The 23,364-nt window shown below is 41.4% G+C and carries 21 protein-coding genes, 1 tRNA gene and 2 pseudogenes; 7 read left to right on the forward strand and 17 right to left on the reverse strand.

Annotated elements, in window-relative coordinates:
• Positions 1 to 73: 73 nt before the first annotated feature.
• Positions 74 to 1,054 carry a hypothetical protein gene (locus M1D67_RS11560; protein ID WP_020451766.1) on the reverse strand — a complete coding sequence of 327 codons (981 nt, stop codon included), beginning with the start codon at positions 1,052 to 1,054 and terminating at the stop codon, positions 74 to 76.
• Positions 1,055 to 1,283: 229 nt separating this feature from the next.
• Between M1D67_RS11560 and M1D67_RS11565 the strand changes: the two genes are divergently transcribed.
• Together M1D67_RS11565 and M1D67_RS11570 are read left to right on the forward strand one after the other, a co-directional pair.
• Complete coding sequence (locus tag M1D67_RS11565; protein WP_224146218.1) at positions 1,284 to 1,793, forward strand: GNAT family N-acetyltransferase; 510 nt, start codon at positions 1,284 to 1,286, stop codon at positions 1,791 to 1,793.
• A gap of 44 nt (positions 1,794 to 1,837) precedes the next feature.
• Positions 1,838 to 2,803, forward strand: coding sequence for a S66 family peptidase (locus tag M1D67_RS11570; RefSeq protein ID WP_020451768.1), 966 nt, complete (start codon positions 1,838 to 1,840; stop codon positions 2,801 to 2,803).
• Between the two features lie 31 nt (positions 2,804 to 2,834).
• Here M1D67_RS11570 and M1D67_RS11575 read toward each other — a convergent pair whose 3' ends face one another.
• The 4 genes from M1D67_RS11575 to M1D67_RS11590 all read right to left on the reverse strand — a co-directional run bounded on the left by M1D67_RS11575 (position 2,835) and on the right by M1D67_RS11590 (position 8,117).
• Positions 2,835 to 4,424: a solute:sodium symporter family transporter gene (locus M1D67_RS11575; RefSeq protein WP_231006558.1), complete on the reverse strand. Its 1,590-nt coding sequence runs from the start codon at positions 4,422 to 4,424 to the stop codon at positions 2,835 to 2,837.
• A 160-nt stretch (positions 4,425 to 4,584) separates the two neighbouring features.
• Positions 4,585 to 5,394: a 3D domain-containing protein gene (locus M1D67_RS11580; protein ID WP_023855696.1), complete on the reverse strand. Its 810-nt coding sequence runs from the start codon at positions 5,392 to 5,394 to the stop codon at positions 4,585 to 4,587.
• Positions 5,395 to 5,630: 236 nt separating this feature from the next.
• Positions 5,631 to 7,412 carry a DNA helicase RecQ gene (gene recQ / locus M1D67_RS11585; protein ID WP_020451771.1) on the reverse strand — a complete coding sequence of 594 codons (1,782 nt, stop codon included), beginning with the start codon at positions 7,410 to 7,412 and terminating at the stop codon, positions 5,631 to 5,633.
• Between the two features lie 183 nt (positions 7,413 to 7,595).
• Positions 7,596 to 8,117, reverse strand: a complete 522-nt coding sequence (locus tag M1D67_RS11590) for a hypothetical protein (RefSeq protein WP_020451772.1) — start codon at positions 8,115 to 8,117, stop codon at positions 7,596 to 7,598.
• 99 nt (positions 8,118 to 8,216) lie between these two features.
• Here M1D67_RS11590 and M1D67_RS11595 point away from each other — a divergent pair, with 99 nt between their 5' ends.
• The 3 genes from M1D67_RS11595 to M1D67_RS11605 all read left to right on the forward strand — a co-directional run bounded on the left by M1D67_RS11595 (position 8,217) and on the right by M1D67_RS11605 (position 8,954).
• Entirely contained in the window at positions 8,217 to 8,351 is a 135-nt protein-coding gene (locus M1D67_RS11595; RefSeq protein ID WP_257878874.1) for a hypothetical protein, read from the forward strand.
• Positions 8,352 to 8,579: 228 nt separating this feature from the next.
• Positions 8,580 to 8,756, forward strand: a complete 177-nt coding sequence (locus M1D67_RS11600; protein ID WP_003182594.1) for a YjfB family protein — start codon at positions 8,580 to 8,582, stop codon at positions 8,754 to 8,756.
• A gap of 124 nt (positions 8,757 to 8,880) precedes the next feature.
• Positions 8,881 to 8,954 (forward strand) — tRNA-Arg (locus tag M1D67_RS11605).
• A 244-nt stretch (positions 8,955 to 9,198) separates the two neighbouring features.
• Here M1D67_RS11605 and M1D67_RS11610 read toward each other — a convergent pair.
• The 6 genes and pseudogenes from M1D67_RS11610 to M1D67_RS11635 all read right to left on the reverse strand — a co-directional run bounded on the left by M1D67_RS11610 (position 9,199) and on the right by M1D67_RS11635 (position 16,395).
• Positions 9,199 to 9,555 carry an MmcQ/YjbR family DNA-binding protein gene (locus tag M1D67_RS11610; RefSeq protein WP_023855693.1) on the reverse strand — a complete coding sequence of 119 codons (357 nt, stop codon included), beginning with the start codon at positions 9,553 to 9,555 and terminating at the stop codon, positions 9,199 to 9,201.
• Positions 9,549 to 9,818, reverse strand: coding sequence for a pre-toxin TG domain-containing protein (locus M1D67_RS11615; RefSeq protein WP_025811318.1), 270 nt, complete (start codon positions 9,816 to 9,818; stop codon positions 9,549 to 9,551). Before M1D67_RS11615 ends, M1D67_RS11610 begins: the two co-directional genes overlap by 7 nt.
• 96 nt (positions 9,819 to 9,914) lie before the next feature.
• Entirely contained in the window at positions 9,915 to 10,475 is a 561-nt protein-coding gene (locus M1D67_RS11620) for a helical membrane plugin domain-containing protein (RefSeq protein ID WP_023855691.1), read from the reverse strand.
• Positions 10,468 to 13,425 (reverse strand): formate dehydrogenase subunit alpha, encoded by a 2,958-nt coding sequence (fdhF, locus tag M1D67_RS11625; RefSeq protein WP_479831315.1) that lies wholly within the window; start codon positions 13,423 to 13,425, stop codon positions 10,468 to 10,470. Before fdhF ends, M1D67_RS11620 begins: the two co-directional genes overlap by 8 nt.
• A gap of 601 nt (positions 13,426 to 14,026) precedes the next feature.
• On the reverse strand, positions 14,027 to 14,491 hold the full coding sequence (locus M1D67_RS11630) for an SMI1/KNR4 family protein (RefSeq protein WP_080131423.1): 465 nt from the start codon (positions 14,489 to 14,491) through the stop codon (positions 14,027 to 14,029).
• Between the two features lie 15 nt (positions 14,492 to 14,506).
• Positions 14,507 to 16,395, reverse strand: a pseudogene (locus M1D67_RS11635) (T7SS effector LXG polymorphic toxin).
• A gap of 309 nt (positions 16,396 to 16,704) precedes the next feature.
• Between M1D67_RS11635 and M1D67_RS11640 the strand changes: the two are divergent.
• Together M1D67_RS11640 and M1D67_RS11645 are read left to right on the forward strand one after the other, a co-directional pair.
• Positions 16,705 to 16,914, forward strand: a complete 210-nt coding sequence (locus M1D67_RS11640; RefSeq protein ID WP_224146215.1) for a response regulator aspartate phosphatase — start codon at positions 16,705 to 16,707, stop codon at positions 16,912 to 16,914.
• 701 nt (positions 16,915 to 17,615) lie between these two features.
• Complete coding sequence (locus M1D67_RS11645; RefSeq protein WP_105981015.1) at positions 17,616 to 18,173, forward strand: GNAT family N-acetyltransferase; 558 nt, start codon at positions 17,616 to 17,618, stop codon at positions 18,171 to 18,173.
• On the opposite strand, the pseudogene M1D67_RS11650 reads toward M1D67_RS11645, so the two are convergent.
• From M1D67_RS11650 to M1D67_RS11675, 6 genes and pseudogenes are all read right to left on the reverse strand, one after another.
• Positions 18,166 to 18,273 (reverse strand): annotated as a pseudogene (locus tag M1D67_RS11650) (XtrA/YqaO family protein); the annotation flags it as partial. The gene M1D67_RS11645 and the pseudogene M1D67_RS11650 overlap by 8 nt on opposite strands.
• Before the next feature lie 597 nt (positions 18,274 to 18,870).
• Entirely contained in the window at positions 18,871 to 20,022 is a 1,152-nt protein-coding gene (locus M1D67_RS11655; RefSeq protein ID WP_051502138.1) for a serine hydrolase, read from the reverse strand.
• Between the two features lie 858 nt (positions 20,023 to 20,880).
• Positions 20,881 to 21,546: a flagellar brake protein gene (locus tag M1D67_RS11660; RefSeq protein ID WP_025811311.1), complete on the reverse strand. Its 666-nt coding sequence runs from the start codon at positions 21,544 to 21,546 to the stop codon at positions 20,881 to 20,883.
• Between the two features lie 360 nt (positions 21,547 to 21,906).
• A complete protein-coding gene (locus tag M1D67_RS11665; protein WP_025811310.1) occupies positions 21,907 to 22,371 on the reverse strand; it encodes an SMI1/KNR4 family protein in 465 nt (154 codons plus the stop codon).
• Between the two features lie 105 nt (positions 22,372 to 22,476).
• Entirely contained in the window at positions 22,477 to 22,755 is a 279-nt protein-coding gene (locus M1D67_RS11670) for a YwqI/YxiC family protein (RefSeq protein ID WP_025811309.1), read from the reverse strand.
• Positions 22,756 to 22,758: 3 nt separating this feature from the next.
• Positions 22,759 to 23,148, reverse strand: a complete 390-nt coding sequence (locus M1D67_RS11675; protein ID WP_033155122.1) for a YwqH-like family protein — start codon at positions 23,146 to 23,148, stop codon at positions 22,759 to 22,761.
• Between the last annotated feature and the right edge of the window lie 216 nt (positions 23,149 to 23,364).

Genomic DNA, 23,364 nt, shown 5'->3' on the forward strand with positions numbered 1-23,364 from the left:
CGTCAGAATTTAGTCACAGAATATACAAAAATTCCCCTCCTCTAGAACGAGGAAGGGAACCAAGGCGGATGCCTTAGAAATTCATAGCATCTTTAGCCATTAATTTTTCGAATTCTTCTTCAGTTACGATATCTTCTTTATTCGGTTTATGCTCAAACTTTACGTCACCATCGATATTTTTGTAAGTTGTAGATGCCGTGATGCCTAAAGATTGAGGTGCTTTTTTGCTGTCAACAGACAAAGAGATATCAGCATTTTCAGTCAGAAGATTTTCTTTGTCATCGATTGTTGATGTCACATCGAACTTTTTGAATGTGACGTCTTTCAGTCCGTCTTTAATCTTGTTCAGCTCGCTCTTCGGAACAGCTTCTCCGCTCGCTTTTCCGGCGATTTCGATGAACTTGACGACCGCAGCTTTAATTTCTTTGTCACTAAAGCTGAAAGCGACTTTTTGAGCAGCACCCTGCTCTTTTTCTTTATCTGTCAGATCCGCTTTTTCAAACTTATCTGCAGGCAGATTGTCTGCAGCTTCTTTGATGGATTCCATCAATTGTTTTTGAAGTTCATCCGTGTCTTGAGATGAAGTTTTGTCATCTTCAAGCGGGAATTCAAGGTACTTGCCTTTGACGCTGTCAAAATTCATGCCGGCTGTTCCAAGGAAGAAGCCGAAGCTGTCAAGAACGCTGTCAATTTTGATGTAGCCGACTTGTTTCTTTTCGTCCATATAAACCGGAATATCGAAATCAAGCGACATGTTTTGGACTTTCAGCTTCGCTTTAATCACAGCCTCAGACTGTTTCGTTTCAGCATTCGTTTTTCCGCTGATCGTTAATGTTGCATCGTTCAGCATATCAGCAACTTGCTTATCTTCCGCTCCAAGGTTGGATGCGTCAACTTTCAAGCCGATATCACTTGAAAATTCGTATGATTTCGCAGAAATCAGCTTTTTATAAGCCGTTGCGTAAGATCCTTTTGGATCAGCCTGCTGACATGCAGCTAATACAAGAACAAAAGCTGACATCAGCATCAATAGAGAAAAAATTCTTTTCTTCAAAATCGTACGCTCCTTTTGTCATGGTTTTTCTGGGATTAGGAGGATCCATTGTCTCGTATCCTAGGTAAATATACCAGAAGTCATATGAATTCTATCACAAAAAAATCGTAGAATGTGAAATTTTTGTTTAAAATTACATTAAAATTTAATTCTAGCACCCCATTTGCAAATTGCCGTTCTTTTTACTATAATCGAAAACTGTATGTTTTAATGGAAAGGAGCAAGTTTTATGATAACGGATGAAGAACTGCAAAAAGACAGCTCCGGCTTGCAGAAGGAATTGAACGAATTGCAATTTCAACTGTTTCGGATGCGTGAAAATATGAAGGATATCTCCAAAGATTCGCGAGTGCTCGGTATTGATCAATCGAAAGACGATGAATGGATGATTGTCCATTCGATTGATGATGGCCGGACATGCAAGATCATGTTAAGCGATTGCCAGTCGCCGTACCGCGGAAGATGTGATTTTTCTCTTGTCGCTTCCTACAAAGAAGAAAAACGCGCGATCCATATCGGGGATATTAAAGGGCCGGCAAGCTACGGTTATGGTTCCATCTGCATGAAATATTTAAAAGAAAAAGCCCGCGAGCACAACATACCGGTCATCACGGGGGACATTGCTGAAAGGGATTGGGACCATGTGGACCGGCTGATCCATTTTTATGAAAAGCATCATTTTGAAGTAACGATCGACCCCGGTTCAAAATCCGGTGAAATTCAGTGGCAGGATCTTTAAAAGTATGGTGAAATAGATAGAAACAATGAAAGGTGTGCCCGTTCATGTTTCCAGAAAAACTACAGCCCGGTGACGAAATCAGGGTGATTGCCCCATCGAGAAGCCTGTCACTTCTCAACACCGATAAGATCGAAAAGGCGAGAACGGTTTTAAACAATCTCGGATTTCGAATCTCTTTTTCCGCACATGCTAATGAAATTGATGAATGTTCTTCCTCCAGCATTCAATCGAGAGTAAGCGATCTCCATGATGCCTTTTCCGATCAACGCGTCAAAGGAATACTCACTGTGCTCGGCGGGTATAACAGCAATCAGCTGTTATCACATTTGAATTATGAACTCATAAAAGCCAACCCAAAAGTGTTCTGCGGCTTTTCAGATATTACCGCTCTTTCAGCGGCGATCTATGCAAAAACCGGGCTTGTCACCTATTCGGGACCTCATTTTTCAAGCTTTTCAATGGGGTATGGACTAAACTATATGACAGATTACTTTTTGAAGTGCTGTTGCGCAAGCGGTGTCTACGATGTTGAACCATCATCGATGTGGTGTGAAGAAATCGAAACTGAAGAATGTCCCAAACAAAACAGCGGCCCTGTTGTGATCAACGAAGGCTCAGCAGACGGAAAGATCATAGGAGGGAATTTGTGCACATTGAACCTATTGCAAGGTACGGAATATTTCCCTGACATCAAGAACGCCGTATTGTTTCTTGAGGATGATTGGGAATCGCCGGCAGCGTTTTTTGACCGCGATCTGCAGTCCTTGCTTCATCTGCCCGATTTTTCCGGTGTCAAAGCCGTTCTCATTGGCCGTTTTCAGACAGCATCAGCCGTAACGCTTGAGCGCCTTAAACAAATTGTGCAAACAAAAAAAGAGCTTTCTCAAATACCCGTTATCGCAAATATAGATTTCGGCCATACAACCCCTTTCTTTACATTTCCGATTGGCGGACGGTGCCGGATCGACGCACAGAAAGAACATGTATCACTTTGTATCACAAAACATTAAGGCAGAGGATGAACACATCCTCTGCCTTTTTTTATTTGGCAAGACCCCAAGGCGAAAATAACAGATAAATGCAGGCCATCAGACAAATCACAAGAATAGAAGCAAGTTTGGCATGCTTCCATGGCCGCAAGTCAACCTTAGCATTTTTCTCAAGCTTGAATTCTGACGGCCTTGGCTTCAATTTTCCGATGAAAAGCATCAAGAGAACGGAAAACGGAAACAAAACGGCCAATATATAGAGAAAATGAATTTGGCCAAAATAGATTTTTGAGATGGTATACAAAACAATGTGTGCGAATATCGCCCATTTCACAGCAAGCGCCGGCACTTTTTTCGTAAAGAATCCAACGACGACGGCAGCCAATACAGGGACATTGAAAAATCCGAACATTTCCTGCAAATAATTGTAAAGGCCGGACGGCGCAAACAGAATAAAAGGCGCGATGATAATCGACACCGCGGCAAGGATCACCACAAAGATCCTTCCCGTTTTCACAAGCTCTTCTTCTTTTGCCTCAGGCTTGAAGATCGGTTTGTACAAATCCAATGTAAACAACGTGATCGTGCTGTTCAGCGAACCGTTAAACGAGCTGAGAATCGCTCCGAATAAAATCGCGGCAAATACACCGATAAGTGCAGTCGGCAGCAAATCAACGATCAGCTTAGGGTAAACGGTGTCAGCATTTTCAATATGACCTCCGTAAAGATGGTAAGCAATAACCCCGGGAAGAACGAGATAAAACACACCGATCGTCTTAAATACACCGGCCAGCAATGCGCCTTTCTGCCCTTCAGCCAAGTTTTTCGCCCCAAGCGCCCGCTGAACGATCGACTGATTAACAGCCCAATAAAATAAGTTGTTCACAAGCAGTCCCGTAAAAATCGTCGGCCACGGGACTTCTGCAGCGTTGTCGGCTGTAATGGCATTCAGCTTTTCCTTATGTACACTCGTCAGCTCAGTATAGCCGTTTAAGAGACTGCCGTCGCCGATTGCCATGATTCCAAGCACAAAAATAAACAGACCGCCAAGAATTAAACCGGCGCCATAAATGGCATCAGCCGATGCCGCAGCTTTTAGTCCCCCAAAAAATATGTAGCAGCAGCTTGCGGCCCCGATCACAAGCGAGATGAAAAAAACAGTCGCAAACGTACTGATTCCAAGCGCAGAGGAAATATTAAACACTTGATCGAGAACGAGCGCCCCGGAGTACAATACGGTTGGCAGAAACGAGGTCGCATATCCCAGAAGCAGGAGAATCGAGACGATTTGCCGCGTTCTTTGATCATAGCGTTTTTCAAGAAAGTCAGGTATCGTCGTAACCCCAGAACTGAGATACCTCGGTAAAAAAACGAATGCCAGCATAATGAGCGCAAGCGGTGCTGTAACCTCCCAAGCCATCGCACTCATCGTTCCCGAATAGCTTTGACCGTTTAACCCTACCATTTGTTCTGTTGACAAATTGGTTAAAAGCAGCGAACTTCCAATATAGAGAGCAGTGAGACTGCGCCCGCCGAGAAAATAACCGTCTGACGTCTTCAAATTAATATCTTTTGTCCTCAGATAAGAAAAAATAAAAATCCCTGCATTAATCAATAAAAATGTCATGATAATCCACAGCAATACTCCTACATCTCCTTTTCTAAATCAGCTGATATGTACATATCTATTGAACTACCCATTTGCCAATCTAAAAAAACATCTAAATCGAAAAAAAGATGCAGAAAACAGAAAAAAGACACTGATCATCTCCATGGTCAGTGTCCATCAATGGTAAAACTTCTTATTTTAAAACTTTTACTTTAACCGTTTTAACGCCCCAGTTTTTTGCCGCGGATTTGCTTGGAACAAATACGTCGATTTTGTTCCCTTTGATCGCACCGCCGGTGTCGGCAGCAGTCGCTTCTCCGTAGCCTTCAACATACACCTTGGATCCAAGCGGGATCACGTTTGGATCCACCGCAATAATCTTGGCGTTTTTATTGGCGTTCAGATCAAAACCCGTAGCTGTCACGCCTGTCATTCCGCCGTCATTGGCAGTGTATGCCGTTGCGGTAACCGTCAGTTCTTTTGCAGCGCTTTGAGAGCTTTGAGATTCGTTTGAACGGGAAGCCGTTTCTTTTTCCTGCTTAGGTGCAGGCGCAGCTTTCTCAACTTTCGCTTCTTTTTGTACGGCAGGCTTTGTTTCCGCAGGCTGCGCCGCAGCAGCTTGAACCGTCGCCTGTCCGTCAACAGTTATGGATGTATTCGGGTAAATGATATCTGATTTTATGTTGTTCCAATTTTTAAGGTCGTTCACGGAAACGCCGAATTGTTGAGCGATTTTCCAGAGAGTGTCTCCCTTTTTAATGGTATATTGTTTCTTTTCTTCTGTCTGTTTTTCAGAAACGTTCAGCTTTTGTCCTGGAATAATCAGGTCTGAGGAAAGCTGATTCCATTCTTTTAAGTCCTGCAGATTTACCCCTTGTTTTTGCGAGATTCCCCAAAGGGTGTCACCTTTTTGGACTGTTACTTCTTTTGCAGAGGCACTCGCTCCGAATGCAGTTGAAGATAGTGCTGCAACTGCAACAAAGGACATAAACGTCTTCTTCATAAGTAAATCCTCCCTTGTTAGCTTTTTATTGTCCGGCTAACAGGAGCAATCGTAACATATGAAAATGTCAAATCAATAACAAAACAATTTGTTTTTGATTACAGTTATTTTACGAGGAGGATTTTCAGCCGTCCAAAAATCGGCATAAATTCAGGTGTATCAAGGGTTCCAATCTTTTTTTATCTGCAATAGGAGATTTACTAAAAAAACTTTTTACATATGATGTTTTTGGGTTTTTATGCTTCTTTCTCAGTTTTATAGGCTTGAAGCTCCTGTAGAAATACAGCGCCGTATTTTACTCTTTTTTGTTCTCCCACTCCTTTGACTGACAAAAGTTCTTCGTCTGTCAGGGGAACTTTCCCGCTCATTTCCCGCAGCGTTTCATCAGAGAATATGACAAAAGGAGGCACGCCTTGTTCCTGGGCAAGTTTTCTGCGCAGCGCTCTTAACCGTTCAAACAATTCGTCATCTTTAACAATTTGACTTGTCTGCATTTTTTCTTTGCGCATCACCGCTTCCCGGCCGAGCAAAACGTTTCGCCCCTTGTTGGCGACAAAGAGAACGGGATATGTTCCGTCGGACATCTGGATGTACTCATCTGCGATTAAAAACTCTATAAAATCGCTGATGTCGGCAATAGACCGGTTCTTTAAAATTCCGTAAGTCGATAATTGCTGGAAGCCGTTTTCGGTCACTTTCTTATTTTTCGAACCTGCCAGAACTTGCGCCACCATGGTTTTTCCGAACCTTTCTCCCATGCGGATGATGCAGGACAGTACCATCTGTGCTTCCTTCGTCACATCGGTGATGCTTCGGGTGTCGAGACAGCTGCTGCACCTGCCGCAGTCTTCAGTCGAAACTTCGCCAAAATAAGAAAGAATAAACCGCTCAAGACAGCCTTCAGTATGGCAAAAATCAACCATTTGCCTCAGCTTTTTCACGTCTTGTGCCCGAATGTCTTCATCTTCTGTCGACTGTTCGATTAAAAACCGCTGAAGCCGGATGTCCTGAGGAGAAAATAGCAGGATACACTCGCTGTCAAGACCGTCGCGTCCGGCTCGTCCTGCTTCTTGATAATAGCTCTCCATGTTCTTTGGAATTTGAGCATGAATCACATAGCGGATATTGGATTTATCGATGCCCATTCCGAATGCTGAGGTCGCTGTCATCACACTGATCTCGTCATTTAAAAAGAGATCCTGCTGCCGGTCCCTTTCTTCATCATTCATCCCGCCGTGATAGCACCCGGCCGCAATTCCTTTTTGAGACAGGCGGCTTGATATTCTTTCGGCTTCCTTTCTTGTCGCTGTATAAATAATTCCCGCCTCTGAGCGGTTTTTCTCCACATATGATTCGATAAAACGATCCTTGTTTTCGCCTTTTAAAATTTTAAACGTCAAATTATCCCGTGAAAAACCGGTGAAAACCGTGCTCTCTTTTTCGATCCCGAGCTGTGTGCAAATATCCTCATGAACCTCGGGCGTTGCGGTAGCCGTCAATGCCAATACGACCGGACGGGTGCCGAGGCTATTTAAAAAGCTTTCAATATGTCTGTAGCTCGGCCTGAAATCGTGGCCCCACTGTGAAATGCAGTGAGCTTCATCAATCGCTGTCAGCGGGATATGAATGCGGGAAAGCACGCGAATAAAATCGGGAGACGTCAGCCGCTCAGGTGTGACATAAAACAGCTTGTAGCCGCCTTCCTTTAAAACGGAAAGCCGCTCAGCGATTTCGCCATGGCCTAAAGAACTGTTCACGTACGCAGCTTGAATTCCAAGCTGATTTAACGCATCCACCTGGTCCTTCATCAAGGAAATTAAAGGAGAGATCACAATGGTTGTCCCCTCCATAAGGAGCGCGGGAATTTGGTAGCAGATTGATTTCCCTCCGCCCGTAGGCATAATGCATGCTGTATCCCGTTTTTCAGAAACAACCGATTGAATGGCTTTCTTCTGACCCGGACGCAGTGAAGGATAGCCATAATAGTGCTGCAATAAAGCTTCAGCTTTCTCTAGCATATAAATGAAACCCTCTCTTATCATAAACTTCTTCCTGTCCACCATGATATCATATTTAAACCGGCAATCAGCCTCTCTCCGTAAAATCGTCTACTCGATAAAGAAAATTCATTTTTAGCTCAAATACAAAAAACTCCGGCGATGATGTAAAGCGTCAGAGTATCAAATGAATCGTTTCGCCTTTCATTTAATCGCAGTTTGTTGTTCAGCTAATAATTGCAAACGCTTCGCTTCCTCCAAGCAAAGTGTTTTGTATGCCAGGGCTCCGGTAATGCTCGCTCTGTCCGATGCATCCCGACGCAGAGCGGAAAGCTCTGAAAGCACAGATGCCGCGTCGTCTTGTATCATTCCGCGGTCATGCAGCATTTGAATCAATTCATCGCCTTCAAGGCGGATCGCATTTTGATCAAATGTCGAGGCTGTTTCCCGCAGAACATTGTGAACATCAGACCAAGCGCTTTCGATCATGTTCTCCCCTGCCGGCGCTGACCGTACAGATGTCAGTCCCGATAACCTTTTTTCCCGTACGGAGACGAGCTTCTGAAGCCTTTTGTCAAACTCCAATTCAAAGTCCTTGTATTTCAGTTTGATCAATTCCTTCATCCGTTCAGACAAAGGTTCCTTTAACAGCAAAACGCACATCATCAAAGTAGCTGGCCATGCCAATGATTGAACCGTCGCAGAAACAAATTCAAGCCAATCCATAAAATCAGCCTCCGTTTCAAAAGGAAAGTTGTTTTGTGAAAGACCAGGTGGTAATGTTGAATCGAAAGGAAAATTTTGTGCAAAAGGGTGTGGTTTACCATGTGGATCATCATCATATTAATGATCATATTGATCGGATTTGCAGGAAACATTGTTGCCATGTTGCGAACGATTGTCAAGCAGAATGATAGAATCATCAGCCTCTTCGAGAATGAAATCAACAAAGGACATTAGACAAATGCTCAGGAAGTGAAGAATCGCGGAAGATACAAAACAGCCCCTCTCCTTATTCGAAGACAAAATAAGGAACCGGTCAGTGGCGGTATTGAGAGACGGCTTCTTTTCATGGTGTTTAAGAGCCGCTGGGATCGGCTTACCACTATATTAAATTGAATATTCAGATTAGTAAATATGAGTAAAGTCCTCACCTCTCTAACCGATACACATGTTAAGGAGGTGGTTATGTTGGATATTGCTGTTTTATCAATGGCCATGAGTCAGGCCGCTCTTTATCAAAACGTGCAAATGTCGCTGACAAAGACGGCTTTGGACACCGCCGAACAAAGCGCACAGCAGCTCGTTGACATGGTTCAGGCGCCTCATCCCGTTTCAGGACATCATATTGACCTGAAAGGTTAAGGCCAAAACATACATTCAGCAGGCTGCAAAGTCTGCCGGATGTATGTTTTCCCGAAGAAATTTTTAAAAAAACCGCTGCAACCTCTTTATTTTTTCTGATTTTTGCACTATAATATTGTTCTGTGTCCCAGTAGCTCAGGTGGATAGAGCAACAGCCTCCTAAGCTGTGTGTCGGGAGTTCGAATCTCTCCTGGGACGTTTTAAATGAGAAGAGGCAAACCCTTGGTACGTAAGGGTTTGCCTCTTTTGTTAATGGCCGTGTTGTTGTTGCTTTAAAATAAAGTTGATTAAAATCATCATGAGAACCCACATATTATAGAAAGAACCCGTTTTGAAAAAAAGATTGATCAAAACGGATTCTTATCCAACGAATTTAAGTTTCGGTTTTATAAAAAAGTTCGAACATTTTCTGGTTCCTTTTGCGAAACGATCATTTCATGATTTACTTGGTTAAATTAAAGCTTTGCTCAATTAAGTTATAAACTTCTTCTTCTGAATCTATACGTTCTAAAACAAGTGATATCCAATTTTCCTTATCCATATGATATCCAGGTAAAATGCTCTTTCCATTTCTTAAACTGCCGCTTATTTCGGGAGGGCATTTTAAATTCAGAATATCTATTTCGTCATTTCCATCTAAGCCTAACTTTTCTGGGAGAACATTCATTACAAGACCATACCATTTTTCGTTAGATTCATGTCTTAAAGCGGCATAGTTTGGAAATTTTTGGAATGGGTAATCTGGCGATGTACCGAATTTTTCTTTGACATGCTTAAAGATATCTTCTCTTGTTAACATACTGAATCATTCCTCCAACAACTTAAATAGATTTTCGGCATTTGCCGATCCAGATGGAACAATGGTGAATTTTTTGAAGTCATGATGTGAAGGAGACATGTTTCTCCTGTAACGGGATTAACACCCTCAGTGGCTTTCTTGTAATCATAATATCCGGTGATGTTTCCTGCAAATGTGCTGCCTGCATCCAACACTTTTTCATACCACTCCCGCTCGCAAGATCTTCCTGTTTTTTGAGTGAGCTCTTTTTGCTTCGATTTCATATGATTAGCCGGCTGCCTCGTATTTGATCATTTTTAACTAGTTCATGAGATCTTTTCACCAAAAACCCGAGCTGGCAACAGCCGGCTCGGGCGGGGTCAATCCCTCTTATTCATTCCTCTTTTCTCTCGGGGTTCCTGATGATGTTTTTGGTGCTCCGGAGGCTGAGTCGTGCGTTCCAGCTCCTCTGTATCTTGTCCCATTCCTTTTAAAAAGGAGAATAGCAGTGTAACTGCTTTGTTGATTTCCGGGTCTTTGAGTGAGCGGATGACATCAAAATAACCTGTTTTCTCTTCGCTGTCCTTTTGTTCCACCGCGTTTGCCACCCCCGCATTCACTTTCAAAATGAGAGGTTCCAGCTGTTTCACGTCTAACATGCCGAGCGTCCCAAACAGAAGAAGCAGATTTTTAAGCGTGTTGGCCGTTTCCTCTGTATCTGCCTTTTTCACTAAGATGTCCAGAACTTTATCTCCTTGGCCAAAAAGGCCGCGGAGCATTGGCAAAACACCGCGCTCGTTCATGTGCCCAATCATATGCAGCGTTTCAAGAATGGCTTCCTTATTTTCGACTAATGCATCTTCTATTTCTTTCATATCACGCTTTCTCTGATCCTCTTCGGTTATCTCGATTTTCTGAATTCGTTTAATCGCTTTAGCCATTATACCCAATCCCCCTTTTCACAGCATCGCCAGGGAAAATATAATCCTTCCGCGCCCATTTCTTTTGTACCTGCACACCGATTTGCGGCTGCGGATTGCCGTTGCGGTGATTGATCTTAGGCAACGGATTGGTTCCATCGCGCTTCAAAATTTCCAATTTGGCCGATGTTTCTTTGTATGCAGGCGTATCGGTATCCTTATCAGCATGGCTGCCTGTTAACAGGTTGATCGCTGCTTCCCCTGAATCGTTCATTGGCAGATACACTTCCTTCCCTTTGACACGATCAGTGATCAAGCACTTCACTTTGACATTTCCGAAAGGCGATGTGAGTCTGACAAGGGTTCCGTCCTGAATTCCCCGCTCTGACGCCAGTTCAGGAGAAATTTCTAAGAACACTTCCGGCGTTTTTTTCGAAATCCCTTTTGATTTGTAGGTCAGGTTCCCTTCGTGGAAATGCTCTAAGAGCCGCCCATTGTTGACGTGGATGTCATATTCCTCACCGAACTCTTCAGGCTCTGCCCACTGAACAGGGTAGAGTTTGGCCTTGCCGTCCGGGAAAGGGAAGCGCTCTGTAAAGAGTAAAGGCGAATCCTTTCCATCAGCGCTTACAGGCCATTGCAGGGAATTGTAGCCTTCAAGGCGTTCATAGGTGACGCCGGCATAAATCGGCGACAGCATGGCTGCTTCCTCCATAATCTCTCCAGGGTGCTCATAGTGCCAGCCGGCGCCAAGCTTATTGGCTACCTCCATAATAATCTGCCAATCAGGCTTTGATTCGCCCAGCGGTTCAAACACCTGATACAGCCGCTGAATACGGCGTTCTGTGTTTGTAAAGGTTCCTTCTTTTTCAAGGCTCGGGCTCGCAGGAAGAACAACATCAGCAAACTCGGCTGTTCGTGAAAAGAAAATGTCCTGCACTACAAAGAAATCAAGCTTTTCATATGCGGCGTGTACATGATTGATATTGGAATCGACCAGACCCATTTCTTCACCTTTTACATACATCGCATTCAGCTGGCCGGAATGGATTTTTTCGATCATTTCGTGGTTGGTCATGCCCGGCTCCTTCGGCAGCGGCACACCCCACGCCCGCTCGTATTTTTGGCGGACTTGTTCGTCCGTCACTTTTTCATACCCCGGCATTCTGTCAGGCATGCTGCCGAAATCACTTGCCCCCTGCACGTTGTTATGGCCGCGCAATGGGTAAGAGCCTGCTCCCGGTTTACCGTAGTTTCCTGTCACAAGCAGCAGATTAGAAATTGCCGTGCTCGTGTCGCTTCCGCCAATATGCTGTGTCACGCCCATTGCCCACAATGCGCACACACTGTCAGCCTGACCAATCATCTCCGCCATTTGGATGAGGGTTTCTTGATCAATTCCGGTTTTCTCCTCGGCATATTCAAGGGTATACGGCGTTAGGCTTTTCACATATTCGTCCCGTCCGTTCACTCTTTCCTGCAAAAAGCGTTCATCTGCCTTGCCGTTTTCAATTAAATATTTGGCGATGGCATTCAGCCAGACGATATCTGATCCGGCACGCGGCTGGACAAATAAATCAGAGCGCTCTGCCATTTCGTGTTTTCTGATATCCGCTACGATCACTTTCTGTCCCCTCAGCTTATGAGCCCGTTTAATGCGAGTGGACAAGACCGGATGCGATTCAGACGTGTTCGAACCGATAATCAACACAAGGTCCGCTTCCGCGATATCTGTAATCGACCCTGAGTCACCGCCATAGCCGACTGTCCGGAACAGGCCGGCAGTCGCAGGAGATTGGCAATAGCGCGAACAGTTGTCGACATTATTTGTGCCGATGATCCCTCTGGCCAGCTTTTGCATGAGGTAGGATTCTTCGTTTGTACATTTAGAAGATGTAATAAAGGCAAGCGAATCCGGGCCAAACTCCTCTTTTAAATCCGTGAACTTGCTGGCGATCAGCGATAACGCCTCTTCCCATTCAGCTTCGCGGAAATGGTCGCCTTCTCGGATCAGCGGCTTTGTCAGGCGTTCCTCGCTGTTGACGAAATCCCAGCCGAACTTTCCTTTTACACAAGTAGAAATGCCGTTGGCCGGCGCTTCCTCCTGCGGCTCGACTTTCAGAATGTCTCTGCCCTTTGTCCAGACATCAAAGCTGCAGCCGACGCCGCAGTATGTGCAGACGGTTTTCGTTTTTTTGATTCGTTCATCACGCATGGCAGATTCCATATCGGAAATGGCGAGAATCGAGCCGTACCCTGTTTCTACGCCTTTTGTGATCTCGATCATCGGACGCAGCGTTTCGTCATCGATTCCTGTTAAATATCCGGCTTCCCCCTCCATTCCTTTTTCCATCATCGCATTACATGGACAGACGGTAGAACAGTGTCCGCATGATACACAAGATGACTCATTGATCGGCACATCATTATCCCAAATGACGCGCGGGCGTTTCCGCTCCCAGTCTATGGTCAGTGTTTCAGTTACCTGAACATCCTGACACGCTTCGACACAGCGTCCGCACAAAATACATTGATCCGGATCGTACCGGTAAAACGGATTTGATTCATCCTTATGGTAAGGCTTCTGATCAAACGGGATGCTTTGGTGATTGACTTTCATTTCTTTCACCGTATTATGTATTTCACATCCCCCATTGTTGTAATCGCAAACTGTACAATAAAGCTCATGATTATATAAAATCTTGTCCATCCCGATAACCTGCGCTTTTTTCACATCAGACGAAAGCGTATCAATGACGTCGCCATCCTTTAATTCAGCGGAGCACGACCTCTTCAGCTCGCCATTGATGCTGACGATGCACGTATCGCATGTTTCAATCGGCCCTAAGCTAGGATGATAGCAAACTTGCGGCACTTCAATCGAGCTGTTATTCAAAAGCTGCAGCACCGTCTGTTCCTCGGACGCTTCCATTTCAACGCCGTTTATTGTGATTTTTTTCTTGTCAGCCATCTCCATTCCCCTTTCTTGCTTGTGTATATACCGAATTACCCATTTCTCTTCCCTTGCAAGGGATCAATAAAACATACAAAGCGCACTCACATGTTTTATTGCATCCTCACCGGGAAACGAGAGGGTAGATGAAAAAGAGGGATCAGCATGAAAAAAACAATGTCTGTTCTAACCGTGGCAGCAGCACTGACAGGCTCTCTTTCCGGCTTTGGGGCGCCGTCCTTTTCAACACCGACAAACACCGTAACTGAAGGCGCGCAATCCTGCATAGACTCCAGCCGCTCCTCCTGTGAAGCTGACGACCTTCATCATCATTCGATACATCCGAGTTCACCCTTGATAAGGGAAAGGTGCGTCTCCCATTCTGGCCAATAAAAAAGCGGCCACCAATCAGCTGCACAACATCCGTGTGCAAAAGATCAGTGTCCGCAGGCTCTCCTTCTTGGACTCAGGTATACGTTCATTTTTCTTGTCTCTATCGTATGACAAAGTGGAATAGAAAAAGTCCCCCATTTTATCCCCCTTTTTGTCGGATTTTTCTCGGAAATTGAACAATAAAAAAAAGCACTCAATCAGAGATTAAGTGCTTGAATATATTAAATTATTCTTCATCGTCCCAATCTTCGTCTTCTTCCCAAATTTCTTTTTTCTCTTTTAGTCTTTCAAAAAGAAAAGTTAAGAAATCTTGTTCAACAGTTCTTCCATAACCTCCTTGAGTTGCCCAAACAACTACAGGACATTCTCCATCAATCATTTTATTCGTATCTAGGCAGTAGGCAAAGATATCGATATCCTCTATCACTACTAATCCTTCATTTAGGTTGTAAAGCTCTCTATACTCTTTAGTTTTTTCAACTACAGATGCACTTACCAGATCGTAGCCTAAAATGTTAGCAGCGTAGATCCCTCCAGAACCATATTTTTTTAAAAACCATCTATAGCTCTCCGGAAGATTAACATTAAGTTCATTTTCAATAAATTTAACCTTTTCTTCAGAAACTCCTCCTGTAATTGTCGCATGGTCTTTGTTCTCATCAATTAATTTTTCTACTTTTTCGGTTAACAATTACAACACCTCTAATCATTTTAAATATTGTTTAGCTCTCCATTTCCAGTACCTATCCCGAAACCTATCATACTGACTTTCTAAAACAGGATCATTTCGAAAACTCTCTCCATTTCCTTTTAGCCCGTGTAATACCTTGCTATATTTAGTATGCCAGCTATTTGGAATCTCTGCCATAGCGCCAGGTTCTTCTTGTATTAGGTGGTGTAGGTTAATTTGAGTACCATCATTTGCAAAAGGTGGTCTTCCTTCCTTCATTAACTGTAAATTTGTCTTTCCACTTTTAGGATCAATTCTATTAATATCAACATCCTTAAACATATACACTCTCCGGCTTACATTTTTAGTCTCTCCTTTTGTCTTTACGTGTCCTTCTATTTCAACAGCTTCATACCGTTTTTTATTTAACCAAGGTAGATTTATATTTTTTCCTGTAAACGGTTTTCTGCTTATATCAGAGACTTTCTTCGCAAACTGAATAAGACTGTCTTTTATATGCTCCCCATTAAGTGCATGATAAGGAACTTTCCCTCCGCCTGCAAGCTGAATTTGCGGCGCAAAAGGGTTGTGTATTTGAATCCCTTTTATGTTTGAAGCAACCCTTTGCATCGATTTCTTGAAAGACGCTACGCTTTTTTCCAAAGCTTGTTTCGATACTTTTTTAGAAGCTTTAGTTGCTTTGGCAGCGACCTGCCCTACCTTCCCCGCTTTGGCGGCTTTTGCTGCTTTGTCAACGCCTTTAGAACCAACAATCGATGTCCCGACCATTCCAACGGCATAGCTAAACCATCTGGCTTGGGTGTAAGAATCACCATTGACGACATCTCGTTGATACGAGTCTTCAATTCCTTTTTTTATAATATTGAATGTGACATCAGGATGATGAAGTGTAAAGTTAATGCCCTCAATCGTTTCGTCTGCGTGAACGACCATGTCCCATAGGCCTACCGCAGTATCGACGACTGCATTTTTGAGTCCTTCAGCACTTCCTTTAATTGCGTTGCCAAAATCACGAGCGCCTTCAATTTGATTGAAATATCGCTGTTGCCAAGGGGAAAGGTTTTCGTACCCTATTTCCGCAGCCATCTCATAAAACTCTGAAGCCGTTGAAAAATTGAAATCATCAAGCTTCTTCTTGAGTTCAGAAATTTTATTATCCTGTTTGCTAACCTCGCTAACTTCTTTTTCAAGCTTTGATCTCTTATCCAGCTTATCCAACATGACGCCCATCGCTGTGTCTTGGCCACCACGTAAAGCATCCATCTCATCTGGCTTTAAAATCGAGCCCTTTTGGTAACCGGTGATTTCAATTTTAGGGCCTGTGTACATCTTTTCAAGCCTACTTATGTATCTCTGCATCGTTTCCAGGTCGTTTTCTGCGGTTTTTAGAGCGCTTGTCTGTTCCCTGTCGAACGTATGCAGCTTTTCAATTGTCTGATTGATTTCCTTTAAGGATTCTGATTCTGTTCATGAAAATCGGTGTCATTCAAATCAGGCAAATCGACAATATGACTGACCTTCGCGATCGTGGCGTTCGATTTAGACACCAGGTGTTTGGTTGTTCGATTGGCCGCATTCAATCCTTGTTCTAGCTCGTGCTCAAGAAAGGTTTGCGAAATAAACCCGTTATGGTTTGGTTCCAGCGAATTCAATGCGGTTTTCATTTTCTTCAGCGTGGAACTGTATTTCTCTATGAAAGTATCATAGAACTGTAGAAAAGGGGTGTGGCACTCTTTGTAAAAGGCACGGATCGCGTCGCCACCTTTTCCTTTTAAAGCATCATCTAGTGATGCGATTTCCTCAACGCTTTTTTGGACTTTGTCGAATTCGTCTGATTGATGTTTTAATTGTTCCAACGTTTGATCAATAGCTTTGTGCAACGCCTGAACATCAAGAGTCTTCATAGCATTCTCCTCTAATACTAAAGTGACATACCACAAAATATTTTACCACTTTATAGAAAAGAATTGGTGAATAAATCCTGCCAATCCATGAAAATGAATCTTATTGAGCAGGTCTTATACCCTGACACGTTCGGCATAACCTTTTTCAGATTCCAAAAAAGGAAAATCATTGTAAAAAAATGATCCTTTATGTAAAATGAATCATATGCAGAAAAAGACAAGGTTTAATTTTTCGAATATTTAAAATCAACTATATGAAAGGATGCTGGGGGCATTGGAAGCTAAGTTGCGTTTGAGAAAGTCGGTAAAATGCTTAATGATTGGTATTGCTTTATTAGACAAAACAATATTCAAAATGCTACTAAACTGCGGGAAGAAATTAAAAATATACTGCCTAATATGAAAGAAAATCAAAATGTGCTGTTATATTTTAACCTTATAGATTCACGTTTTAAACTGATGACCGAGAATTACAAAGAATCTGGAGATCTGTTAAACGATATAAAATCAATAGCTTAGAATCCTGTACTGATGAAATGATTCAGTACTATTTCTCTTTCTTTTCCGGGTTGTATGAGTTTTATAAGAAAAGATTCACCCAAACTATTAATTTTTATAGAATTGCTGAAAGTCATCTACATAAAATCCCTGATGAAATCGAAAGGGCAGAGTTCAATTATCAAGTTGCCATTGCATACTATGAAATTCGGCAAAATTATTTTTCCTTAAATCATGCTGAAAGAGCATTAGAGAGTTTTAAAGCAAACGGTATGTATTCCAATAGAGCAGCAACGTGTCAAATGGTTATTGCATGTAACAAAATCGCAAAGTTTTCCTCTCCCCCCATTATATCAACTTTTAGACCTTCTGAACTAAAATGTAGTTTCAATTCTTTTAGTCTCAAAATATTACCTCCAAAATTTAATTAATATAATAAATAATCATCTTTAATGAACAATGACATCATACGATTGGAATATGCAGCTCTGTTTTCGTGTCAAAGTGAACCACAAAGCCATTGAACAAACCAAAGAATTTTTTCTGTAATCCTCAAAGCAGTAGCCCCATCTTTAAATCCCATTTGGGGGCATGGTTCGCCCACAATAAGGTATTTGAATTAACGATGATTGCCTTTATATAATTCTTTTAATCCTTTCCAATAAATTTTAAAATGGTATAATTTGATTGATTCATTTTTTTATGGAAGGGTATGAGACTTAATGAAATCAGCTTATTGGCTCGGTAATACAATTAAGTTAAGAGCACCTTTAAAAGAAGACATACATATATTTGATACTTTGGATCGTGACATATTAAAGAATCTGAATTCAATTTCTTTTCCTCGAACCAGAATACAAATTCAAGAATGGATTGATACTATTTCAAAAACTCCTTCAAATGAAAGTGACGATTTTTATTTTATTGCTGAAGATGAAAATGAAAATGTAATCGGCACGATTGAAACATTTGATTGTGATATTAAAAATGGTACATTTTCTTATGCCTTATCTGTTTTCCCTAGTTATAGAGGAAAAGGTTTTAGTAAAGATATGATTTTAACTGTGTTGAGATACTATTTTTTTGAACTTAGATATCAAAAGGCAACCATTTGTGTTTACTCGTTTAACAATGAATCTATAACTCTTCACAAAAATCTTAATTTTGTTGAAGAAGGTAGGTTACGAAATATGATTTATACAAATGGTTCATATTTTGATGAAATCTATTTTGGTATGACAAAAGAAGAATTTAAATCCTTTTATAAATTTCCTACTTAATCTTGTAACCCATTCTGTAATCAACACGAGGAAATTCACCCTTCACCGTTTCAATGATCGTTTTTCCATGTTCCGGTGCCTTAGCTTCGTAAGCTGTTCCGTACCACCGCTTTTTTCTCTTGCCCATTACGCGATGACTTGGACTTCTTTTGTTTGATTTCTTCACTCAAAGCAGTTGCGAGATAATATTTGATTGAGTCCATCGCTTTGATCTTTCATGTATCACCATCAGCCTCAAAAAGTGCAAAGATTGGACCATTCTTCATTCTGAATATAAATTCTGACTCTGGCTTGCTCAACTTGGGCGAACGTTCTATATGATGGAGCCAAGACGACTGGATTTGGTACTTGTACGTTTGCCAATGAAGCAACTCCTGTTTTTGCAACAACTTGTTGAAACCCCAACGGAATTGACCTCTTCCTCTTTGATATTTCCAACGACCTTTAACATGAGTCTCGGCCCGCATTTTTCACAAATACCGATTGCAATTTGATGTTGAATTCTTCAGTAGCGTAAAATTGATCAAATCTGAACGAAGGAAGTAGCACTTCAACATTGATAAACTCTTTACGCTGCGTGTCTCTATTAAGCTGAGAGTAAACAGCTAAGATTATTGATTTCGAGAAACCAAGAATTGAAATTATATTTTGGCCAAATACGGTAAAGACCGCGAGCGTGGTTTCCGATGGGGGATAGTCATGAAAGTGAACCAGGCAAATCTAAAATAGATAATTCTTTTTTGATATGGGCGCGGAATTTAGAGTCTTTTAAAAATTTCAGCAGGAACCCATTCATATTTCGAGAAAGTTTTGCTTTCTCGACTGGAGTTAAATCATTTGCAAAAAATGCAATATCTGTCTGGTTTCCATCTTTATCTGTCGCATACATTGCAATCGTAAGAATAAACGCGGTAGATCCTCCCTTTTGTCCCGCATGAACAAGCCATTCACAATTGTTTGGATTTCTCATTATTTGTTCCATTACTGGATCAAGATATTGATATACACTTTCACTAAAATATACTTTGCTATTTAGCTTTTTCATAATAGATACATAATCTCTAGTCGTTGATCGGGGCAAACGGTCAGACCAAATTTTTTGAAAATCATTGTCCAAAGTTTTTCTTAATTGTTTTTTTTCTTGATCAGTTAGTGGTTGGCTCAGCCATCTATTATGAATTTCAATCGCTTTATTACGGTATTCATGCATATCCATGTTTTTCATTACTTCTAGGACTTCTTTTTTCGATAAGTTCTTTTCATTCATCAGTTGGGCAGGTATATAAAGTGCACTTACAATGGGATACATAGGCTCATGCTTTAACATATCTAAGCTCTTTGGAACATGATTGATGTTTTGAAGCCCCAGCACCTCAATTAAGTATTCAGTATTTGCATTAGAACTGTAAGCAATCATCCCGTTGACTACCTCACATAATGGAACACGATCTATCTCTATCTCTTTGTCTTTTTTCAATTGAATAATCCAAGCCTCATGCGCACCGCCGTCTGTTTTTGGGATATAGAAATTCTCTAATTCCTTTAATCTTACTTCTTTTTGCGGATCGATTTTTCCTGCTGCTGCTTGTTGTGCATATTCAATGGCTAAGATGATTTTCACAGTACTTGCCAGAGGGAGTTGTTCGTTTACGTTAACATCAACCCAATTCTCATCGTTGTGTTTTATGGATAATGAGACATTCCCGCTTCCTGATTTTGCTTTAACAAACTGTACAATATACTCTGGATTTAACTTTTTTATTTCCCTCCGAAACATAAGAATACCGATTGCTATTACTAAACCAAGAGAAATTATTATACCTGCAATAATCAATAGTGCAATCTTCAATTTAACACTCCCTATAATGTTCAAATTACTATAGATACGAATTAAATAATGTTAGGTTTCAATTTCCTTCACACCAGCTCTTATGGTACGCAGTCCAGAAACCGTTCTTCTCAGGATTTCTGGGCATCATGGTCCATCCGAATGACACGGCCATCATCACGTTGATACTTAAGCTGGAATCACCAGTCCACCGCTTTTAAGAATAGCAAACGTTATTTCTGCCTTTTTGATAATCTCCGGGTTTCTCATCGTAATCTTCCTTTTAAAATAAGCCATCCCAAACGGCCTTTTTTAACTAAGTCTTGATCGGTTTTAATTTGTCATCAAGCAATTTCTCAACCTTTTTTCAATTCGTATTCGATTCTGCCAGACGAGAGCTCACAGAAATCTTACGACCGCCTTTTTCTACTGGTGTTTGGTGCTTTGCTTCAAAAAAGAAGTTTTTCAGCAAATTAAAAAGCCCTTTTTCTTCATTAGCAGAAGAAAAAAGGCTTCTCTTTTTTTTCGTTGGTTCAGCGGTCGCGACCATTGAATCCCGGTTATGTCACCTTTTTTGATAACGCATTCCAAGCTTATGCGACGAGAACTCAAGCTTCTTTTTTGACCTTGAAATCGGCCGGCGCAGCCTAGGATTCCACTGCTTCACCGACGATGTTGCTTGTCGATCTGCCGTTTTCATGCAGAATATCTGTTACATATGAAGGCTCACTACACTTCAGTGCAGTTGATGACTTCTGTTGGCAGAGTTGGACGCCAACTTGCCAACAGATTTCCATAAATGTATATGGCGGGGACGAAACATCTCTTCTGAATTAATTGAGGGATATCAGGCAGATCACTGTATTCCTAAACTTCCATTCATTCAGTTTTCAATTTCCTTCTTTCTGTCAATTGCAATTTTATGCAATAATGTACAAGGGTTTGCTCATCATGTTCATTCATCTTGATAAATTCAACTGTCATGAGCTGTTTGTTTGTTCTGCGATCAATGTAAGTGCGTTTAACTTGAGCATGGACGTCAATCACATCTTCATCATGTCCCTCATTTGGCAGATGGATACTTAGCTTCAAATCTTCTTCCGGTTCGTGTTTTTGCGTTTCTTCAATGATTAACGCAGCGCCTCCAGCACTGATATTTGCTGTATATGTTTTAAACATTGAGCCAGATCCATATGGGCGAACAGTGACGGGAAGCGTTGTATTGACTCTAAAAAATTGCCGTCTTTGAACTTTTTTCATTTGAACTTCTTCAGGTAAATACATATTTAGTACAGGTATATCCTGATAAATTTCCCGGCCTTTTATTACACTATTAAATTTATATGGGACTTGTTGCTCATTTATAAAATGAACTGTTACCGCTGTATTTGTTGGAATAATAACAGTTCTCCCCGTTTCTTCATCAACAGGATAATGCACTCTTAAAACATTGTCTTCAATAGATAGTACTTTGCTTTTCGCAAGGACATATTCTTGAATTTCGTTTTCAAATTCTATTGTTATAATATTTCCTAAAGATAACAATGGACATCACTCTTTCAATTCTACTTAATCATTATATCGGTACTATGACACATAATTTAAAAAAAGAAAAGAAGAAGGCATTGAAAGGCTACTAAATCTTACATACTGCATAGACTCAGCCGCTTCACCAGTAACCCTGACGATCTTCATCTTCATTCGATACATCATTTGATTATGGAAAGGTGTGTCCCCGGCATTAAAAAGCGGCCGCCAATCAGCTGCACAACATGTGCAAAAGATCAGTGTCCGCAGCCTCTTCGTCTTTGACTTAATATTCACGTTCGTTTTTCTTTTCTCTAGTTTTATCCCCTGAACATAAAACAAGCACTCGATCTGAGATAAGTGCTTGAATATATTAAATTATTCTTCATCGTCCCACTCTTCGTCTTCTTCCCAGTTTTCTTTAGACTCCTTAAGGTCTTTCATGAAAAACTCTAGAAAATTATGTGCAACAACATTTCCGTAACCTCCGTCATTAGCCCATACAATTACAGGACACTCTCCGTCTTCCATTTTATTTGTATCGAGGCAATAGGAGAACTCGTCAACATACTCTATTACAACTATCCCATCAGGTAAATTATAATATTTCCTATAGTCCTCAGTTTGCTCTACAACATAGGCACCCTCAAGGTCATATCCAAGTATCTCCACGCCGAAAATTCCACCTGAGCCATAGTTTTTTAAAAACCATTTATAACTCTCCGGGAATTCAACTTGAAGTGTTTCTTCGATCCACTTTATATTATTTTCATTCGTGCCTCCAGTAAATATTGCCTCATGTTTATTCTCTTCAATAAATTTACTTACTTTTGAGAATGTCATAAAATTATTCACCTCATCTGCTTTTCAATTTCTTCTGCTCTTCCAACGTTTGATCAATGGCTTTGTGCAACGCCTGAACATCAAGAGTCTTCATGGCATTCTCCTCTATTTTGTTTTCATCGAAGAAGCCAGCTGTTTGTCGGTGCCCTGCATTCCTTCGACTGCTGATTCCGTTTGGGCGGCTTGTTTTGAGAAGGCAGAGGCATAGGAAGAAGCGATCTTATGAATCGCCCGATTCAATTCCTCTATCTTCTTCGTCGCATCAAGCTGATTCTGGCCCTTGATATCTGTCGGAACCGATGCTTTCATTGAATGGCTGGAATGCTTCAAATTAGAAAGCTCTTGTTTGACTTCCCCAGTATTTACTTTTATTTCTTGACCCATTTTTCATTTACTCCTTGCTTCGCGCTTCGCGTTCTCAATCTTTTTCTCTAAAGAACGAACTTCCTGGCTGAGCGAGTGAATATCCTCTTCTAAAGATTTGATTCGTTCATCGATTTTGCTTAAAAGATCAGAAAGCTGTTTTCCGCTGATGTCATTGTAGGCAGTCTTCATCAGGCCTCGAATACGGTTAAAGGAGTCAGCAAGACTGCCTTGCCACGAATGAGACGACAACTGTGGTTCGGTGATCGTCTTTTTAGAATCAGAGAACTCCGTTTTGTCTTTTTCTAACTCTTTACGGCAAGCTTTCAGCTCTGTCAAAAATTCTTTCTTCATCGATAAATCAACTTTCATGATATCTAAAGCCAGCGTTTCTCCAAGTATTGAACCGATCATATGCAATACCTCGCTTCCCGAAAAATGTATGACAAAAGTAATGACCAACTAAGAGTTTACCACTATACGGAAAGGAATTGGTGAATAAATCCTTTCAACTATTCTTTAATCAAGAATTTCAAGCGCATAAAAAATGCCGCTAATGAAACGGCTGCAAAAAGATAATTCAAAACTTATTTCTAAGCTGAACAACAACACCATGACTGAGAGCGGGTT

The organism is Bacillus sp. PK6-025, from assembly GCF_056530265.1.

What these genes read in the sequence shown, in the direction of transcription:
- M1D67_RS11565 (WP_224146218.1), top strand. Translation starts at nt 1,284, where the DNA reads ATGATAACGGATGAAGAACTGCAAAAAGACAGCTCCGGCTTGCAGAAG.
- M1D67_RS11570 (WP_020451768.1), top strand. Translation starts at nt 1,838, where the DNA reads ATGTTTCCAGAAAAACTACAGCCCGGTGACGAAATCAGGGTGATTGCC.
- M1D67_RS11580 (WP_023855696.1), bottom strand. Translation starts at nt 5,394, where the DNA reads ATGAAGAAGACGTTTATGTCCTTTGTTGCAGTTGCAGCACTATCTTCA.
- recQ (WP_020451771.1), bottom strand. Translation starts at nt 7,412, where the DNA reads ATGCTAGAGAAAGCTGAAGCTTTATTGCAGCACTATTATGGCTATCCT.
- M1D67_RS11590 (WP_020451772.1), bottom strand. Translation starts at nt 8,117, where the DNA reads ATGGATTGGCTTGAATTTGTTTCTGCGACGGTTCAATCATTGGCATGG.
- M1D67_RS11595 (WP_257878874.1), top strand. Translation starts at nt 8,217, where the DNA reads ATGTGGATCATCATCATATTAATGATCATATTGATCGGATTTGCAGGA.
- M1D67_RS11600 (WP_003182594.1), top strand. Translation starts at nt 8,580, where the DNA reads ATGTTGGATATTGCTGTTTTATCAATGGCCATGAGTCAGGCCGCTCTT.
- M1D67_RS11610 (WP_023855693.1), bottom strand. Translation starts at nt 9,555, where the DNA reads ATGTTAACAAGAGAAGATATCTTTAAGCATGTCAAAGAAAAATTCGGT.
- M1D67_RS11615 (WP_025811318.1), bottom strand. Translation starts at nt 9,818, where the DNA reads ATGAAATCGAAGCAAAAAGAGCTCACTCAAAAAACAGGAAGATCTTGC.
- M1D67_RS11620 (WP_023855691.1), bottom strand. Translation starts at nt 10,475, where the DNA reads ATGGCTAAAGCGATTAAACGAATTCAGAAAATCGAGATAACCGAAGAG.
- fdhF (WP_479831315.1), bottom strand. Translation starts at nt 13,425, where the DNA reads ATGGCTGACAAGAAAAAAATCACAATAAACGGCGTTGAAATGGAAGCG.
- M1D67_RS11640 (WP_224146215.1), top strand. Translation starts at nt 16,705, where the DNA reads ATGCTTAATGATTGGTATTGCTTTATTAGACAAAACAATATTCAAAAT.
- M1D67_RS11645 (WP_105981015.1), top strand. Translation starts at nt 17,616, where the DNA reads ATGAAATCAGCTTATTGGCTCGGTAATACAATTAAGTTAAGAGCACCT.
- M1D67_RS11665 (WP_025811310.1), bottom strand. Translation starts at nt 22,371, where the DNA reads ATGACATTCTCAAAAGTAAGTAAATTTATTGAAGAGAATAAACATGAG.
- M1D67_RS11670 (WP_025811309.1), bottom strand. Translation starts at nt 22,755, where the DNA reads ATGGGTCAAGAAATAAAAGTAAATACTGGGGAAGTCAAACAAGAGCTT.
- M1D67_RS11675 (WP_033155122.1), bottom strand. Translation starts at nt 23,148, where the DNA reads ATGATCGGTTCAATACTTGGAGAAACGCTGGCTTTAGATATCATGAAA.